We start from the raw sequence: 2,354 nt of genomic DNA, 5'->3' as shown, positions 1-2,354 counted from the left end.
CTGATCGAGCCTAGGGGAACGCCCAATACCGGCACCGCCGGGGGCGAGAGAACGAAAGACATAGACGTATGGATCTAGTTGCCCGCAATTCCCTGATGGGCCGATCTCGGACTTTCCTCCAGTCTTGCTATCGTGTTCGGGCATTGCTCTCCTGCCTGATCGGGAACCGTCGACGGCCCAGGCGTCAGCGCCGAGCAAAGGCGTTTAAGTGCTATTTCCCATCGCATCAAGCTTGGTTCGAAGGATGACCATCACTTTGTCTTCCAATGCTGCGTAAGCGTTTCCGTATTCATCAAATCCAACGGCCCCGGCCCACGTTGTTGTCGGAATGCTACCGATATATGTGTTCTTGTCGGTATCGATGACCTGTACGGCGCCGGTGAAGTCATTAAATTGTACAGTAGCGCAAGCACGAGGAGCGACCGGACTGCACGCAATTTGGCAAGGGGCATCTCCTGGTATAAAAATGGATGCTACCCTGGCGTTTTGCGAAATATCGATGACAGCGACGCTAAGATCGCCGCTCGCAGTCTGTGCATCGCCCAATCCGACGAATATTTTTTTATTATCAAAAGACACATCGTGTGTAATTGCGAAGTCAAAGAAGTCCTTGACGAGGCCCGCTTCTCGCTGTGTGCTCAGGTCCACACGCGCCATATAACTACGAGGATACCGTCCATACGGGTCGCCGCCGCAATATGCATAATCGCCATTCCTTGTGATCGTCACCCAGTGCGCCGATCCATCGAGTTGCGGGCTGAGAGGTATTGGTACAGCTGGGTTAGGCGAGTCCATATTGAGCGCATAGAGCACGTTCCCTGCTGGAAAATAAGCCATCCGTCCGTCCGGCGAGAAGGCGTTATTGAAGCTGAATGCAGGAACGCGCTTCTCCTGCTTGGCTACGTTGGTTGTCGTGTTGATGACATTCAATGCGCCACTGAAGCACGTCACATAAGCTTGTCCAATCGAGCTGCAAACCGGGAACTGTGGCTCGATCCCATAGAGATTCTTCACATCAGGCAGATAAGAATAACCGAATGCATCGCCCTTTCGTCTGACATCGAAGACATGAACTACGTCTGGATTCCAGCCGCAGGTGTAAAGTCGCTTGTTATAGGTACTGTAGCCTACACCCCATGTGTTCCCTGGCAGTTTTTCAGATAGGGAGCTCCATTTCGCTGCCCCTTTCGAACTGCCGGTCGGTAGATAGCCGATGTCATTCACTGTCATGGATATGGGGTCTGAAGTCATTATTATGGTCCTGTTCCCTCAGTGCTAATTGTTCCTTGATAAAATCGTATCATGAGGGGCTATAAATAAAACAACCGCATCTGAAGATGGTTATCTCATTGTAATTCCAATATAATATATAAAATAACTGATATCTATTTGCTCGAACCAAATCAGGACGGCGGCGCTGAAATCTGTCAATCGGCCCTTTAATTGCGGGACTTAGTCAAGTCTGTTTTGTCCGTGCCGGGGTCATGGTCCTTTTCGAGGTCACCGCAACCACCGTCCCGGCGGGACATCACAGGCCCATTTCAGCCCTGCGATTTCGGGTGAAGGTAGAGGAGGTGTCAGGCCGGTTCCTTGCCCCACTGGAACGAGGTGCCGTCTGTCCAGATGCAGTGCAGGATGACGGCCAGTTTGCGAGCAACAGCGACCTGCGCCTTTTTCATTGCGACGACCGCCTGGTCTGATCCGAATACCTTTTGCCAGCGTCCTGATGCGCCGGTGTCGGAACGTCCCTGCCGGGACGTGGGTACGGTGATTCCGCAAGATGGGGTGCAACCGCAGTTGACCGGCGGATTGCGTCAACCACATTGGAACACTCGACCTGCGAAGCCCATCATGCGGCGACCGTGTATCGACCGCGAAGACGACCCTGCTTCCGGCACACGCGCAATCCAGACTCGGCCCCTGCATCGTTCGCTCACCGGCACTGGCCTCAGTTCCGGTTGGACAGATCTTTGAAAAAACGCTTGCAAAACGTCGCGCGATTAGATGACTTAGTTGAGCCGGGTGACCGCCAGCTTTCGCAGGAGTAGGGATAGATTTTGTGACCTGGCGGGCGCCAAAAGGTAGCTGATGCATCCCATCCAGGCCCGTATTGGCTTCCGGCTTGCATTTGAAACCAGTGATTTTGAGAACACCAAACTCCTTGTGCTCACCGGTACTATCTTCAAATGCATTTCCCACCACTAGGCCGGACACGGCTTCGGGATATTGAACTGATGGGGTGGATGCCCCCTCCGGCGGGCATCGGCGTATGATGCCAGCCCAGCGCCATGGTGGCGCTCAAGGAGGAAAGGCAGATGACAGCGGTGCATATCCTTGCGATCGACCTCGCAAAG

The 2,354-nt window shown here is 53.6% G+C and carries 1 protein-coding gene; it reads right to left on the bottom strand.

What is annotated here, in order from left to right; all coding sequences use genetic code 11:
• Positions 1-204: 204 nt before the first annotated feature.
• A complete protein-coding gene (locus DUT91_RS24805) occupies positions 205-1,251 on the bottom strand; it encodes a YncE family protein (protein WP_147272300.1) in 1,047 nt (348 codons plus the stop codon).
• Positions 1,252-2,354 lie beyond the last annotated feature (1,103 nt).

The organism is Paramesorhizobium salinisoli (assembly GCF_003335045.1).
In the GTDB taxonomy this organism is placed as follows: domain Bacteria; phylum Pseudomonadota; class Alphaproteobacteria; order Rhizobiales; family Rhizobiaceae; genus Paramesorhizobium; species Paramesorhizobium salinisoli.
The sequence above is the reverse complement of the archived record's forward strand: the minus strand, read 5'-3'. Positions and strand labels throughout refer to the sequence as shown.